General features: G+C 69.5%; 18 protein-coding genes. 10 read left to right on the top strand and 8 right to left on the bottom strand.

Annotated elements, in window-relative coordinates:
- Nucleotides 1-72: 72 nt before the first annotated feature.
- The 5 genes from KV102_RS07760 to KV102_RS07740 all read right to left on the bottom strand — a co-directional run bounded on the left by KV102_RS07760 (nucleotide 73) and on the right by KV102_RS07740 (nucleotide 3,038).
- Nucleotides 73-711 (bottom strand): LysE family translocator, encoded by a 639-nt coding sequence (locus KV102_RS07760; protein WP_220345821.1) that lies wholly within the window; start codon nucleotides 709-711, stop codon nucleotides 73-75.
- Nucleotides 712-783: 72 nt separating this feature from the next.
- The gene (locus tag KV102_RS07755) at nucleotides 784-1,557 is read right to left on the bottom strand and encodes an ABC transporter permease (protein ID WP_220345820.1); all 774 of its coding nucleotides are present in this window, start codon (nucleotides 1,555-1,557) and stop codon (nucleotides 784-786) included.
- Nucleotides 1,554-2,330, bottom strand: coding sequence for an ABC transporter ATP-binding protein (locus KV102_RS07750; RefSeq protein WP_220345819.1), 777 nt, complete (start codon nucleotides 2,328-2,330; stop codon nucleotides 1,554-1,556). Before KV102_RS07750 ends, KV102_RS07755 begins: the two co-directional genes overlap by 4 nt.
- Nucleotides 2,327-2,686 carry a DUF1048 domain-containing protein gene (locus tag KV102_RS07745; RefSeq protein ID WP_220345818.1) on the bottom strand — a complete coding sequence of 120 codons (360 nt, stop codon included), beginning with the start codon at nucleotides 2,684-2,686 and terminating at the stop codon, nucleotides 2,327-2,329. Before KV102_RS07745 ends, KV102_RS07750 begins: the two co-directional genes overlap by 4 nt.
- Nucleotide 2,687: 1 nt before the next feature.
- Nucleotides 2,688-3,038, bottom strand: coding sequence for a PadR family transcriptional regulator (locus tag KV102_RS07740; RefSeq protein WP_220345817.1), 351 nt, complete (start codon nucleotides 3,036-3,038; stop codon nucleotides 2,688-2,690).
- A 131-nt stretch (nucleotides 3,039-3,169) separates the two neighbouring features.
- Here KV102_RS07740 and KV102_RS07735 point away from each other — a divergent pair, with 131 nt between their 5' ends.
- From KV102_RS07735 to KV102_RS07700, 8 genes are all read left to right on the top strand, one after another.
- On the top strand, nucleotides 3,170-3,547 hold the full coding sequence (locus KV102_RS07735; protein ID WP_220345816.1) for a helix-turn-helix transcriptional regulator: 378 nt from the start codon (nucleotides 3,170-3,172) through the stop codon (nucleotides 3,545-3,547).
- Nucleotides 3,544-4,026 (top strand): SRPBCC domain-containing protein, encoded by a 483-nt coding sequence (locus tag KV102_RS07730; RefSeq protein WP_220345815.1) that lies wholly within the window; start codon nucleotides 3,544-3,546, stop codon nucleotides 4,024-4,026. The genes KV102_RS07735 and KV102_RS07730 overlap by 4 nt, the downstream gene beginning before the upstream one ends.
- Nucleotides 4,027-4,058: 32 nt before the next feature.
- Nucleotides 4,059-4,400, top strand: a complete 342-nt coding sequence (locus KV102_RS07725; RefSeq protein WP_220345814.1) for a DUF2200 domain-containing protein — start codon at nucleotides 4,059-4,061, stop codon at nucleotides 4,398-4,400.
- 76 nt (nucleotides 4,401-4,476) lie between these two features.
- The gene (locus KV102_RS07720) at nucleotides 4,477-4,770 is read left to right on the top strand and encodes a DUF1905 domain-containing protein (RefSeq protein WP_220345813.1); all 294 of its coding nucleotides are present in this window, start codon (nucleotides 4,477-4,479) and stop codon (nucleotides 4,768-4,770) included.
- 104 nt (nucleotides 4,771-4,874) lie between these two features.
- A complete protein-coding gene (locus KV102_RS07715) occupies nucleotides 4,875-5,243 on the top strand; it encodes a putative quinol monooxygenase (protein ID WP_220345812.1) in 369 nt (122 codons plus the stop codon).
- A 162-nt stretch (nucleotides 5,244-5,405) separates the two neighbouring features.
- Entirely contained in the window at nucleotides 5,406-5,750 is a 345-nt protein-coding gene (locus KV102_RS07710; protein WP_220345811.1) for a hypothetical protein, read from the top strand.
- Nucleotides 5,751-5,809: 59 nt separating this feature from the next.
- Nucleotides 5,810-6,526, top strand: a complete 717-nt coding sequence (locus KV102_RS07705; protein ID WP_308290259.1) for an excisionase family DNA-binding protein — start codon at nucleotides 5,810-5,812, stop codon at nucleotides 6,524-6,526.
- Nucleotides 6,523-7,257, top strand: a complete 735-nt coding sequence (locus KV102_RS07700) for a hypothetical protein (RefSeq protein WP_220345810.1) — start codon at nucleotides 6,523-6,525, stop codon at nucleotides 7,255-7,257. Before KV102_RS07705 ends, KV102_RS07700 begins: the two co-directional genes overlap by 4 nt.
- 45 nt (nucleotides 7,258-7,302) lie before the next feature.
- Here KV102_RS07700 and KV102_RS07695 read toward each other — a convergent pair whose 3' ends face one another.
- Nucleotides 7,303-8,013 (bottom strand): SDR family oxidoreductase, encoded by a 711-nt coding sequence (locus KV102_RS07695; protein ID WP_308290258.1) that lies wholly within the window; start codon nucleotides 8,011-8,013, stop codon nucleotides 7,303-7,305.
- A 134-nt stretch (nucleotides 8,014-8,147) separates the two neighbouring features.
- Here KV102_RS07695 and KV102_RS07690 point away from each other — a divergent pair, with 134 nt between their 5' ends.
- A complete protein-coding gene (locus KV102_RS07690) occupies nucleotides 8,148-8,753 on the top strand; it encodes a TetR/AcrR family transcriptional regulator (RefSeq protein ID WP_220345808.1) in 606 nt (201 codons plus the stop codon).
- On the top strand, nucleotides 8,753-9,421 hold the full coding sequence (locus KV102_RS07685) for an NADPH-dependent F420 reductase (RefSeq protein ID WP_255560581.1): 669 nt from the start codon (nucleotides 8,753-8,755) through the stop codon (nucleotides 9,419-9,421). The genes KV102_RS07690 and KV102_RS07685 overlap by 1 nt, the downstream gene beginning before the upstream one ends.
- A gap of 66 nt (nucleotides 9,422-9,487) precedes the next feature.
- Here KV102_RS07685 and KV102_RS07680 read toward each other — a convergent pair whose 3' ends face one another.
- Entirely contained in the window at nucleotides 9,488-9,949 is a 462-nt protein-coding gene (locus tag KV102_RS07680) for a cupin domain-containing protein (protein WP_220345807.1), read from the bottom strand.
- A gap of 65 nt (nucleotides 9,950-10,014) precedes the next feature.
- Nucleotides 10,015-12,564, bottom strand: coding sequence for a LuxR family transcriptional regulator (locus KV102_RS19390; RefSeq protein WP_304610785.1), 2,550 nt, complete (start codon nucleotides 12,562-12,564; stop codon nucleotides 10,015-10,017).
- Between the last annotated feature and the right edge of the window lie 30 nt (nucleotides 12,565-12,594).

Here is a 12,594-nt window from a genome sequence, read left to right as displayed (position 1 = left end):
GCGCGCTCGAACCCAACGTTAGGACGCCACGGTGTCATACGCGATGTGATTAGCCGCCTACGGGTCGGCGAGTCACGCGGGCTTGGGCGCGTCCACGGCGAGCTTGACGCCGACCATGCCGAGGAGGCTGCCGCTGATCCGGCGCTGCCACGCCATCCACGACGGCCGACTCGCGAGGAACGCGGCGATCCCGCCGGCCACGATGATCAGCGTCGCGTTGACCACGGCGCTGACGGTGATCTGGATGCTGCCGAGCACGAACCCTTGCAGCACCACGTCGTCGCGCGAGAGGTCGACGAACTGCGGGATGAGCGAGACGTACATGATCGCGGCCTTGGGGTTGAGCAGGTTGGTCGTGAGCCCCATCGTGAACAGCCGCCGGTGCGAGTCGCGCGGGAGGTCGCGTGCCTCGAACGCGGAGAGGCCGCCGGGTCGGAGGGTCTTCCAGGCGAGCCAGAAGAGGTAGGCGGCGCCGGCGATCTTGAGCGCCACGTACAGCCACGGCACCACGACGAAGACCGCGGCGAGACCGACGTTGGCCATCACCATGTAGACCCCGAAGCCGACCATCGTGCCGAGGAGCGACACGAGGCCGGCGAGCGGGCCTTGGCTGATGCTGCGGGAGACGAGGTAGATCATGTTGGGCCCGGGTGTGAGCACCATCCCGAGGGCGACGAGCGCGATGCCGACAGCGGCGGCGGTCTCGATCATGCGCGGCTCCTCGGCTCGACCAGGCACTCTGCCTCCGAGGGTGCCACGCGCCCCTCGGGCGCAGCACGCGCTTTATGCCGTGGCGATCTTGCGGTGGTAGGCGCCCATGGCGAGGACGTACGCGACGACGAGGATGCCGAGGCACCAGGCCAGGGCGACCCAGAGGTCGTTGCCGACGGGCTGCTCGGCGAACAGCGCGCGGATCGAGTTGACGATCGGCGTGACGGGCTGGTTCTCGGCGAACCACCGCACGGGGGCGGGCATGCTGTCGGTCGGGACGAACGCCGAGCTGATGAACGGCAGGAAGATCAGCGGGTACGAGAATCCGCTCGCGCCGTCGATCGTCTTCGCGGTCAGGCCCGGGAGCACCGCCAGCCAGGTCAGAGCGAGGGTGAACAGGGCGAGGATGCCGAAGACGGCGAGCCAGTCGAGCACGGTGGCGCTCGTCCTGAATCCCATCACGAACGCGACCGCGATGACGACCGCGACGGAGACCAGGGTGGCGACGAGCGAGGTGAGCACGTGCGCCCACAGCACGGACGAGCGGGCGATCGGCATCGACTGGAAGCGCTCGAAGATCCCCGCCTGCTGGTCGGTGAAGAGCCGGTAGGCGGTGTAGGCGATGCCGGAGGCGATCGTCATGAGCAGGATGCCGGGCAGCAGGTAGTTCACGTACGAGCCGGTGTCCTGACCGGTGTCGATCGCGCCCCCGAACACGTAGACGAACAGCAGCATCATCGCGATCGGGGTGACGACCGTGGTGATGATCGTGTCGGGGCTGCGGGAGATGTGGCGCAGCGACCGTCCGGTCAGCGTGGTGGTGTCGGGCAGGAAGTGCGTGGTCATCTGGACTCCTTGCGGTCGGCTCCGACGATGGAGAGGAAGATCTGCTCGAGGGTCGGCTGCTTCTCGACGTACTCGACCTCGGCGGGCGGCAGCAGCCGTTTGAGCTCGGCGAGGGTGCCGTCGGCGATGATGCGACCCTCGTGGAGGATCGCGATCCGGTCGGCGAGCTGCTCGGCCTCGTCGAGGTACTGCGTGGTGAGCAGCACCGTCGTCCCCTCACCGGCGAGCTCCTTGACGGTGTCCCAGACCTCGAGGCGCGACTGCGGGTCGAGCCCGGTCGTCGGCTCGTCCAGGAAGATCACCGGCGGATCACCGATCAGGCTCATCGCGATGTCGAGGCGGCGGCGCATGCCTCCGGAGTACGTCGACACCTTGCGTCCACCGGCGTCGGTGAGGGAGAAGCGGGCGAGCAGGTCGTCCGCGATCGCGGCCGGGGCCGCGAGGTGGCGGAGCTTGGCGACCAGGACCAGATTCTCCCGGCCGCTGAGGATCTCGTCGACCGCGGCGAACTGGCCCGTGAGGCTGAACGACTCCCGTACCTTCGCGGGCTGCGTCGCGAGGTCGAAGCCGTTGACCGTCGCCGTCCCCGCATCGGCCCTGAGCAGCGTCGCCAGGATCCGGATGACCGTGGTCTTGCCGGCGCCGTTGGAGCCGAGCAGGGCGACGATGCTGCCCGGCGCCACGTCGAGATCGACGCCGCGCAGGACCTGAACCTCGCCGTACGCCTTCTCCAGGCCGCGCAGCTGGATCGCGGGGGTCTGTGTGGCGGTCACGCGTCCGCCGCCTCGTCGATCGCCTTGATGAGGCGGGCGCGCTCCTTGTCGATCCAGTGCTTGCCCGAGTACGCCGCGGCGAAGGTCTCGGCGAACTCCACCGGGTCGTCCCCGACGATCGCGCGCACCGGCGTCTCGTCGGCGGCGGCTCGCTCCCACAGGTCGGCGAAGTCGTCGAACATCCTCATGAAGGTCTCGCCGTCGGTGATCCCGGAGCAGTACATGAGGTAGCGCTCGAGCGCCTTCGCGGCCGTCTCGTACGGCTCGGGGAGGGCCTCGATGCGGGCCCGGTAGCGCCGGAACTGCTTCTTCTGCTCGAGCGACCCGATCACGGTCTCTATCCACTTGGCGGCCATCTCAGCCTTCTCCTTCTGCGTTGTCTGTCTGCGCGTGGCGGAGCTGTTCGATGCGCTCGACGAGGAAGCCCCACGTCTTCCAGAACTCGTCGAGGTGTGCCTGGCCCTGGGCGTTCAGGGAGTAGACCTTGCGTGGCGGCCCCTTCTCGGACGGGACCTTCTCCACGTCCACGAGGCCGCGCTGCTCGATCCGTACGAGCAGTGCATAGACCGTGCCCTCGGCGATCTCCGCGAAGCCCTGGTCACGCAGCCACGCTGTGATCTCGTACCCGTACGCGGGTCGTCGGGTGAGGATCGCGAGGACGATCCCCTCCAACGTGCCCTTGAGCATCTCGGTCATCTGCTTGCCCATGGAGGTCACCTCCTCTCGCTACTCAGCGTTGCTGACTACTGGTACATAGTAACGCTGAATAGTGCGCGCACAAGGGGTCCTTTTCGAGCAATACATTGCACCTTTCGGTTCACTGTCGTACGGTGAACCTTATGGTTCAGCAATCGCTCGACAAGGTCTTCGCGGCGGTGGCCGATCCGACACGACGGAAGGTCCTCGTGCGGCTCGCCGAGGGCCCGGCCGCCGTGAGTGAGCTGGCCGCTCCGTTCGGGATGACAGTGACCGGGATGGCCAAGCACGTCCGCGTTCTCGAGGATGCGCGGCTCGTCACCACCGCGAAGGTCGGCCGTACGCGAGTGTGCCGGCTCGGCGAGGAGCGGCTGGAGGACGCGATGGCCTGGATCGGGTTCTACCAACGGCTGTGGGAACGCCGCCTCGACGGCATGGAGGCCTACTTCACGTTGGGCCTCGGCAAGGGCAGCTCAACGCGCAAGGACGAAGGCACCGACACCAAGGAGGACGAGGCATGACCGAGAACGAGAGCACGACTGAGGACCTGGCACTGAGGCTGTCGCGCTGGCTGCCTGCGACGCCGGACGAGGCGTTCGACGCCTACACCGACGCCGAGAAGCAGAAGACGTGGTTCAGCATCCTCGACGAGGAGCCCGGCATCGTCGAGATCGACGTCGACCTCCGCGTCGGCGGCACGCAGACCGCTGTGTGGGGGCCGAGCCGCGACCAGCTCTTCCGCGAGGTGCAGACCTTCGTCGAGATCGACCGCCCGCACCGGCTGGTGACCGACTCGACCGGTTCGGACCCGTCGGGGGCGGAGATGACCACGCACGTCGAGGTGACGTTCGAGGCCGATGGCGACGGCACGTTGATGACCGTCGTGCAGAGCGGGTTCCCCGTGCCGGAGGTTCGCGACTTCTTCACCAGCGAGGTGTGGGCCGGCGCGTTCGACCGGGTCGAGGCCTTCCTGCGTACGCCGGCGGCGCGACTGCGGTGACCCGGGCCGCCGACGGGACTATCCTCACGAGGATGAGCCGCGTCTTCACCATCAGCGTCGCGTCGGTCTATCCCCACTACGTGGCGAAGGTCGAGAAGAAGGGCCGTACGAAAGCTGAGCTCGACCAGGTGATCGAGTGGCTGACCGGCTTCGACGAGGCTGCGCTGAGCAACCACCTGGCGAAGGAGACGACCTTCGAGGACTTCTTCGCCGACGCGCAGATGAACCCGCACGTCTCCGAGATCACCGGCGTGGTCTGCGGGGTGCGGGTCCAGGACATCGAGGATCCCCTGATGCAGAAGATCCGCTACCTCGACAAGCTCGTCGACGAGCTCGCCAAGGGCAAGGCGATGGAGAAGGTGCTGCGGGGCTAGGCGCAGGTACGGCGCCTTGCCGCTCCTCGCCTCGCGCCGCTGGTGGCACGACCCGTCGGCGCGCGATACTCACCTCATGAACAGGGGCTTCGTGTTCGAAGGGCCCGTCATCGAGTGGCGCGGTCCCGCCCCCTTCTACTTCCTCGCCATCCCCGAAGAGGACAGTGACGACATCAAGTTCGCCGCGAAGGGCGTGGAGTACTGGGGCCAGGTGCCGGTCGTGGTCAGCATCAACGGGCTGGAGTTCACGACGGCGCTGTTCCGGAAGGACGGCCGCTACCTCCTGCCGTTGAAGGACGCCGTCCGCAGGCGGGCGGCGATCGAGTGCGGCCAGACCCTCAGTGCGACACTCCGCGTCGGCCGGGCGTGACCGCTTGGCATCTGCGCAGCGTCGTTGTACGCGTTGCGATGTCGAGAATCCGCCTTCGACTCCGTTCTCCTCATGAACGCACCCACAACGAAGGGATGAAGCAGATGAGTGAACTGATCGGCATCGCGCGGTTCGACTTCCGCGACGGCGACGTCGAGGAGTTCAAGCGCCTGTCGGAGCAGGCGATGGAGATCGTCCGGGCCAAGGAGCAGGGCACCCTCGAGTACAGCGTCTCCTTCAACGCCGACGAGACAGAGGCGATCGTGATCGAGCGCTACCGCGACTCCGACGCGCTGATCGCGCACGGTCAGAATCTCGCCCACCTCATGGAGCCGGTGATCGCGACCGGCTCGGTGCACGGCGAGCTGTTGGGCGACCCGAGCCCGGCCCTCCGCGCCAACTTTCCCGACGGCGGCCCGGTGCAGCTGTTCACGCCGTGGATCTCGCTCTCACCACAGACGAAAGGGCGTTGACGGCCACCCCCGTATGGCGGAACGTTCACTCGTGATCACCCGACAGGGGAAGCACTACGTGAAGACCCGTCAGACCTACGTCTTCCTCGGAAAGACCGAACGTCGGATCATCACGGCCTACCCCACCTCCGAGACCACCCGCCGTCGCGAAGTCAGGTACAAATGAGCACTCTGCTGGCCGAGGTCATTCGAGGTCTTGAGGCTTGCGGCTACACGGCGCGTATCAAGCCCGGGGGCGGCCTTTGGGTTGAGGTGACTCATCAAGATTGGCAGGGGGAGTGGCAGATCGACTTCACCACGGAGCAGCTCGCAACGGCCATGGAGGGCTCCCGCGCCGTCGAGGGTCAGGGCCGAAAGGCAGCAAGCAAGCGTGCTGGCGTCGACGCGGTCGTTGCCCGTATTGACTCTGGCTTGCACGCGTACTCGCCCGAGGATGGACCGTTCCTGCTCGATCCTGTCGGCAGGCTTGTGCCAACGATGCCGCCGAAGAACGAAGACTGGGACTAGTCGCCCGATTTGCGGGAACCTTTCGGAAAACCTCGCGACAGCGCTAGTATTTCCGAAAGGTGGTGATCGCGATGGAGATCGGTGTCTCCGAGGCCGCAGAGCGTCTGGGCGTGGGCCCCTCTCGGGTCCGGCAACTCCTCCACGCCGGCGACCTTGAAGGGCGACGCGTCGGTCGTTCCTGGCTCGTGTCGGCGGAGGACGTGGCTCGCCTGCAAGGTCGTCGCCGTCACCCCGGTCGCCCACTCGGCCCGTTGCGCGCCTGGGGCGCCCTCGACCTTCTCGACGGCGGCGCGGCCCCGTGGTTGTCGTACGCCGCGCGCAGCCAGGTCCGCTCCCACCTGTCACGCCTGTCGGACGCGGACGCCGACCGTTGGCGAAGCATGCTGCGAGGTCGCAGTCGCGTCCTCCGCATCGTCGCGCACCCCGCAGCCGTGCCGCGTCTGCTGGCACGCGAGGACGTTCAGCCTGCGGGCGCCGAGGAGGCCGCTCGCCGTGGCTTCGACCTCGTCGCGTTCGAGGGGCGCGTCGACGAGGTCTACGTCCCGGACAAGGTATGGCCGGCGGCGCGGAGCGCGCTGGCGCTCAAGGAGGCACGACCGGACGAGAGCAACAACTTGCTCGTACGGATCCCGCAGCGGGTGTGGCCCTTCGCCGAGCACGCCCCGGTCTCCGACGCGGCACTCGCTGCCGACCTCCTCGAGGCGGCCGAACCACGGGCGATCAGCGCAGGCGAACGACAGCTGAGCGCCCTCCTGCAGGAGTGGCAGCGCCGATGAGCAACGTCATCACCCTTCCCCCGATGCCCGCGCCGATCGACCAGCTGTGGCATGTGCTGCTCGACCTCCACGACCTTGCTCCGCGTTCGTGGTCGCTGGTCGGCGGACAGATGGTGCTGCTCCATGCTCTCGAGCACGACCAGATGCCTCCGCAGGTGAGCCAGGACGGTGACGTGGTGGCCGACATTCGCTCGGACCGCACAGCACTCACGCAGGTCGTCGGTGCGCTCGAGAGCGTCGGTTTCACGCTGGGCACGCCGAGCAGCGACGGACTGGCACACCGCTACGTGCGTTCGGCCGAGCCGCGACCCGTGGTCGTCGACGTGCTCGCACCGGAGGGCCTGGGCGCTCGGGCGGACCTGACGACGACCCCTCCCGGGCGGACGGTGGAGATGCCTGCCGGTACGCAGGCACTCGCCCGTACCGAGCTGGTGACGGTCGTCCACGAGGGCAGGGAAGGGCAGGTGCCTCGACCGACCCTTCTCGCAGCCATCGTCGGAAAGGCAGCGGCCGTCACCCTTGCGCATCCCCAACGTCACTACCGAGATCTGGCGCTCCTGTGCTCGCTGGTCGACGACCCGTTCGCGCTCGCCGACGAGATGACGAAGAAGGATCGCCAGCGCCTCATGAAGGCGAACGCTCTCCTGGACGACGGGCATGTCGCGTGGGCGCTCGTCCCCGCGGAGGTTCGGGCGCGAGGACGGATCGCGTACGGCATCCTGCACGGCTGAGCAGCGCCTGGCGGAAGGTCCCCCGCGCCTCCCGCCAAGAGTCGGTTACGCGGCGAATCCGCCGTCGATGTCGAGGCTTGCACCGGTGATGAAGGCGGCCTCGGGACCGGCGAGGTACGACACGAACGCAGCCACTTCGGCTGCCGTACCGAACCGATCGCTCGCCATCACGCCCAGCATGCCCGCGGCGAGAGGCCCGTCGGCCGGGTTGGCGTCGGTGTCGGTCGGGCCGGGCTGAAGGTTGTTGATCGTGATGGCGCGGGGCGCGAGCTCGCGGGCGAGGCCGCGCGTCAGGCTCGCTATCGCGCCCTTCGTGAGGGCGTAGACCGACTGGCCCGGGAACGGCGTGCGGTCGGCGTTGATGCTGCCGACGTTGATGATGCGCCCGCCGCTGCCCATGTGCGCGAGCGACTCACGGATGGCGACGACCGCGGACCGGACGTTGATGGTGAGCATCGCGTCGATGTCGGCCATCGCCAGGTCGGTGATCGTGCCGAAGCTGCCGACCGCGGCGTTGTTGACCAGGATGTCGACGCCACCGAAGCGATCGATGGTCTGTGCGACGGCGGACACGACGTCCTGCTCGTGCAGGCTGTCGGCACGGATCGCGAGAGCGGTGCCGCCGGCTTCGACCGCGGCGTCGACGACCGCCTCGGCGCGCTCCTTCGAGCTCGCGTACGTGAACGCCACCTGGGCGCCGTCGGCCGCGAGGCGCGCCACGACCCCGGCGCCCACACCTCGCGATCCTCCGGTCACCAGCGCGGTTCTGCCCTCGAGCGGCCGTGGCGTCACAGGGGGTCCTTCCGGTTATTGAGTGGATGATCAAGAAACCAGGAGCCCGGACGGATGTCAAATTTGAGTGGTCACTCAACAACCGCTAGCCTCGCGGCATGGCAAGGCCCAGGGAGTTCGACGAGCACGAGGCTCTGACCGCCGCGAGGGACGCGTTCTGGCGCGACGGCTTCGCCGCGACGTCCGTGCAGGACCTGACCGAGGCGACCGGGCTGGGGACGCAAAGCCTGTACGGAGCGTTCGGCAGCAAGCACGACCTGTTCCTGCGGATCCTCGACGAGTACGGCGCCCGCCAGGCGACCGGGCTCGAGTCCGCCGTGACCGCTGATCCCAGTCCCTGGCACGGGCTCAAGGCGGCGGTCACCTTCGAGGACGGAGGCCGTCTCGATCTGCCGGAGCAGGGGTGCCTGATGGCCAACAGTGCTGCGGCCCTGAGCACCCAGGACGACGAGGTGCGCGCCCGCGCCTGCGCGGCGTACACGCGGACACTCGCACTCTTCACACAACAGATCACCGAGGCACAGGAGCGCGGCGAGATCGACCGCGACCTCGATCCGGAGCAGACCGCCCGAGCGCTCATCGCCGTCATGCAGGGCATCGAGTTCCTCCACAAGTCCGGCATCGGCGACGACGAGTTCGGCCGTACGAAGGACGCCGTCCTGCATATGCTCGAACGCGCTGTCGCGCGGCCGGACGGTCGCTGATGACGGCAGCCATCAAGACGATCGGCATCATCGGTGCCGGTGAGGTCGGCGGCCAGCTCGCCCGGGCGGCCCTCACGAGCGGGTACGGCGTCGTCATCGCCAACTCACGGGCTCCCGAGACCCTGACGGACCTGATCGAGGACCTCGGCCCGGGGGCTCGTGCCGCGACCGCCTCGGACGCAGCGGCTGCGGGCGACATCGTCATCGTCGCAGCGCCGCTCAGTCTGACGAACACCCTGCCGGTCGACGAGCTCGCCGGGAAGGTCGTCCTCGACACGAACAACTACATGGCGTGGCGCGACGGGCACTTCCCGATGGTCGACTCCGGCGAGAAGACCGAGCACGAGCTCCGCCAGGAGCACCTCCCGCGTTCGAAGGTGGCCAAGGCCTTCACGCACATCCAGGCACCGCGGCTCTTCCTCTCGGCCAGCCCGCCCGGCACCCCGCGGCGGCACGCGCTGTCGGTCTCGAGCGACTTCCCCGAGGCGGTCGAGGTCGTGACGCGGTTGTACGACGAGTTCGGCTTCGACACCGTCGACAACAGCCCGCTGCGCGAGTCGTGGCGGAGCGGGCCCGGCCAGCCGGCGTGGAACGCGCACGCCCACCAGACCCTGGCGGAGCTGGCGGCGAACCTTGCGGCAGCGCGGCGCGGCATCCCCCGCCCCTAATCAGGTGGTCGAGTAGCGACGAGCCGCGCACCCCGCGGCTGGTCGCTACTCGACTACCGGTGTTGGCTACTCGATCGCCTGGGGTGCGGCGGCCATCGCGACACCGTGGCGCTGGGTCACCGACATGATCGCCTCCATCGACTCCTCGACCGGTCGATCCGCCGGCACCGTGCCGGAGAAGTCCTCGAAGAACCGCCCCGCCCTGTCACCGGACGTGATCGCGATGAACCGCGCCGACTCCCCGACCACACCGAACGTGCTCGGCGTCCCCGCCGGGAAGATGACCACCCCGCCAGGCTCCACCTCGTACGAGGTGCCGTCGACCATCGCGCTGACACGCCCCTCGAGCAGGAACAGCACGCCCGTCCACGGCGAGACGTGCGGCGGCGCCATCGGTGCGGCGGGGGCGACGACCTCGAACACCTCAAAGGCTCCGCTGTCGTCCTGGATGCCGACCTTCGCTACGTGGTCGCCGTCGATCATCGGGAAGTGCCGCCCCTCTCCGGGCGGGATGTAGACCGTGCTCATAACTCCTCCTCGGCCGTCGTATGCCCAGCGTTGGTCGGAGGAGCGTCGGTGCTGCGAGTAGCGGACTACTCGACTCCGACGATGTCCGTCATCGCCGCTCGATCGGACACCCCGAGCTTGCGACCCGCGCGATAGAGGTGACCCTCGACGGTCCGTACCGACACCGTGAGGTGCTCGGCGATCTCCTTGTTCGACAGGCCCCGCGCGGCGAGCACGGCGATCTCGCGCTCGCGCGCGGTGAGCGGCAGTGGACGCGCCGCGACCGCCAGTGCCGGCGTGCAGGCACCGGACCGGACGGCCAGCCTCTCAGCGAGGGCCGCGGCGGACAGAGCAGAGCCCTGCCGGCCGCGCCGCCGGTGCAGGTCGGCAGCCTGTGCCGCGGCGTCGCCCGCAGCGACCAGGTCGCCGAGTCGGGCCCAGGCGTCGGCGATGTCGAGCAGACGGTCGCCGTCCCCGTCTACCCACGCTCGCGCATGGTCGCGAGCCACCGCAGCGCGGGGACTGCGCCCGCTCAGGTCCGTGAGCCGGGGCAGGGCCGCCGGCGCGCCACCCAGCTGGACAGCCGTCTGCCAGGCGAGCACCTCGTACGCGGGCTCACCCGACTCGCGGGCGAGGTCCGCCGCGGCCACGGCATGGCCGAGCGCCTCGGTCGTCGCCCCCTCGGCGGCGGCGCCCCATGCCCGGGCGAGGAGATCGTCCGGCAGCAAGAGCTGGTACGCGGGGTGCTGCCCGGCGGCGATCTCGGCAAGGAGCGGAGCGGCCTGATCCGCCAGACCTGCCTGCCCGAGTGCGGTGGCCAAGAGCGTGCGGCACCGGAACCGGAACTCGTGTCCCGACTCCGCCAACCCGGCCCACGCCTCGCGCAGCGAGACGAGCGCGTCACCGACCCGCCCTGCGGCCAGGGCGGCATGCCCAACGACCACCAGACCCATCAGTCTCGCCGGCCCCGGCAGGTCGGCCGAGGCGGCCCGCATCAGCCGGGCCCTAGCCTCGGCCACGTCCGGTTCCCCAGCGAGGCGGTGCCCGAGTACCTGCAGGTCCGCGAGCCCGAAGCCCGGGATGCCTGTCGGCACACGGTCGACGGCGAGCCCACCCACGACCGCCGCCTCATCGAGCAGACCGCGTTCACCGGTGACCGCGGCCGCCGCGGACACGGCGGACGCAACGAGGATGCGGGCGAGATCGTCGGGCAGATCCGTGCGCAGCAGCGCGGGACCGCGGTCCAGGACGGGCGTGAGGTCACCGACGGCAGCGGCGAGTGCGAGCGACATCGTCGCCACGTGGAGCACGGCCTCGCCGGTGGCCTCGGCGGCCGCCAGTGCACGGCGCGCCTCGGTGGGCGAGGCGATCGTCCAGAGCAGGTTCCCCGCGCGGTGCAGCTCGACCATCGCGCACGTCCCCGGATCCGGAGCGCTTCCGACGAGCTCGGTGAGGATCGTGTCGGCCTCCTGGCCGCGACTGAGCCACGAGAGCGCCGCGGCGTGCACCAGCCGGGCACCCGGATCCCCCGTCGAGGCCGCCGCACGGGCCAGCCGCTCGGCCAGCGGCAGGTCGTACATCCGCGTCGCGGCCTCGGCCGCCGCAAGGAATAGAGCGGGATCGGGCGGCAGGTCGGAGTCGAGGGTGAGCACGGCTCGCGGGATCGGGTCCGGCTCGGCGTCCAGGGTCTGCGCGACCTGAGCGCGAAGGCGGCGCGCGCGCAGCGTTCCCATCACGGAGCGGCGGACCTCGCCGTACAGGGGGTGCGCGAGCCTTGCGACGAGTCCGTCGGTGCGCACGAGTCCGCGGCCCTCAGCCTGCTCGATGTCGGCAGGCGACGTCAGCGCGCACAGCGTCGGCACGGTCACGGGTTCAGCCAGCGCAACCATGTCGACCACGTCCTGTACGCCCGCCGGCAGGGCGCCGATCTCACGTTCGAGGAGGTCGGTGAGCTCGGGAGAGATCGCGAACTCACGAGTCCATCGCCAGATCCCGGTCGTCGGGCCGAACCGACCCGCCGCCACCTCTCCGGCCAGCAGATGCCGGAGGAACAGCGGGCTGCCCTCGGTCAACGCCCACAACCGCTGGGCAGAGGCCGAGTCGACCGGCCCACCGAGCACGCGGGCGACGAGGCCGCTGGTCTCCGAGACGTCGAGCGGCGTCAGGTCGAGGCGTGGGAGATGGTCGTCCTTCCACAGGGACGTCACCGTGTCGGGGGCGGGTTCCCCGGTCCGGAGGGTGACGACGACCGGGGCCAGGCGTCGTACGACCAGGCGGTGCAGCACGATCGCGGAGTGCTCGTCGAGCAGGTGGGCGTCGTCGACGGCCAGCACCAGCGGCTGTCGTTGGGCGAGCTGTTCGAGTGCGCGGCCGATGGTCTCGGCGGCGTCACCTGACGGGATGTCGAGGACACCGGCGAACGCCCCCAGCGGGTACGGCCGGGCGGCGGCGCTGCCATGAGCCCACAGAACCGTCGTCCCACGGCCGCGCGGACCGGCCAGCGCCTCGCGGGCGAGCCGGGTCTTGCCCACCCCCGCCGGGCCCGCCACCACGATCCCCGCCCCACCAGGCCGGATCGCCGCCGCGACCCTGCGCAGCTCGTCGTCCCGACCGGTGAGCGGCCACGGCCGCTCCATGACGTCAGGCTAGCGACGCGGGATTCGAGT

This window comes from Mumia sp. zg.B53 (assembly GCF_019550935.1).
Classification (GTDB): domain Bacteria; phylum Actinomycetota; class Actinomycetes; order Propionibacteriales; family Nocardioidaceae; genus Mumia.
Note: the sequence above shows the minus strand (reverse complement) of the source record. Positions and strands in the feature narration are given on the sequence as shown.